Source organism: Streptomyces sp. NPDC093984 (assembly GCF_044764595.1).
Classification (GTDB): domain Bacteria; phylum Actinomycetota; class Actinomycetes; order Streptomycetales; family Streptomycetaceae; genus Streptomyces; species Streptomyces cynarae.
Map to the genome: position 1 here is coordinate 1 of NZ_JBIWIM010000056.1, position 1,173 is coordinate 1,173.

Genomic DNA, 1,173 nt, shown 5'->3' on the forward strand with positions numbered 1-1,173 from the left:
TACTGACTTCGGCTCGTTAGGGTGATCCGCCTCAAAGTCCCAAGTGATGCCGAGCGGTTGGTTGTATCTCCTGGTGTGTGAGGTATGCGGATGGGGGCGGGCTGACCGCTGCGGGGCGTCGGCGCCGTGAGGCGGTGCGGATGCAGGCGGCCGAGCTGTTCGAGCAGAAGATCAAGCCGCCGGAGGTGGCACGGCGACTGCGGGTGAGCCGGAAGTCGGCCTACCAGTGGCACCAGCTGTGGCGGGATGGCGGTGCGCAGGCTTTGGCCTCCCGTGGTGCGAGCGGATCGCGATGCCGTCTGTCCCCGCGCTGTCTGGAGAAACTGGCCGTGTATTTGGAGCAGGGCCCGGCCGCGCACGGCTGGGTGGAGGACCAGGTGTGGACCGCCGCCCGGGTGGCGACGCTGATCGGCAGGAAGTTCCACGTCTCCTACAGCGTCTCCGGGGCGACGAGACTGATGCACCGGCTCGGCTTCAGCCCGCAGGTCCCCGCGCGGCGGGTCGCCGAGCGAGATGAGCAGACCGTCACTGTGTGGAAGGAGGCGACCTGGGCCGAGGTAAAAGAGCCCGGGCGGCCTGCGGAGGCTACATCTGCTTCGAGGACGAGGCGGGCTTCACCCGACGGCCGCCCAAAGGACGCACCTGGGGCCGGCGTGGAGTGACTCCGCAGGTGACGGTGAGCGGACGGCGTTCGGGACGGCTGTCGGTGGCCGGGCTGATCGCCATGCGGCCAGGCTCCCGCACCCGGCTGTGTCACCGCCTGCGCACCCACCCCGCGGGCAAAGGCAAGCGCCGCAGTATGGGCGAGCGCGACTTCATCGCACTGATCGACGGTGTCCACCAGCTCGTCAAGGCACCGATCGTGCTGGTCTGGGACCGCCTGAACACCCACGTCTCCCACGCCATGAGCGAGCTGATCGCCGAACGCGACTGGCTGACGGTATTCCTGCTGCCCGCTTACTCACCCGACCTCAACCCCGTCGAGTGGGTATGGGCACACGTCAAGCACAGCCTGGCCAACCTCGCCGTAGTCGCCCTCGACCGCCTGGAAACGCTCGTCCGCAATCGGCTCAAGCGCCTCCAATACCGGCCCGACACCCTCGACGGCTTCATAGCGGGCACCGGCCTGACCCTCGACGATCCAACGTCACCTTGACGAGCCGAAGTCAGTAA

At 67.9% G+C, this 1,173-nt stretch carries 2 protein-coding genes; both read left to right on the plus strand.

What is annotated here, in order from left to right:
* The first annotated feature begins 101 nt into the window (after positions 1–101).
* The gene (locus ACIRC0_RS39705) at positions 102–662 is read left to right on the plus strand and encodes a winged helix-turn-helix domain-containing protein (RefSeq protein ID WP_403627028.1); all 561 of its coding nucleotides are present in this window, start codon (positions 102–104) and stop codon (positions 660–662) included.
* Positions 590–1,156: a transposase gene (locus ACIRC0_RS39710; RefSeq protein ID WP_403627031.1), complete on the plus strand. Its 567-nt coding sequence runs from the start codon at positions 590–592 to the stop codon at positions 1,154–1,156. The genes ACIRC0_RS39705 and ACIRC0_RS39710 overlap by 73 nt, the downstream gene beginning before the upstream one ends.
* Positions 1,157–1,173 lie beyond the last annotated feature (17 nt).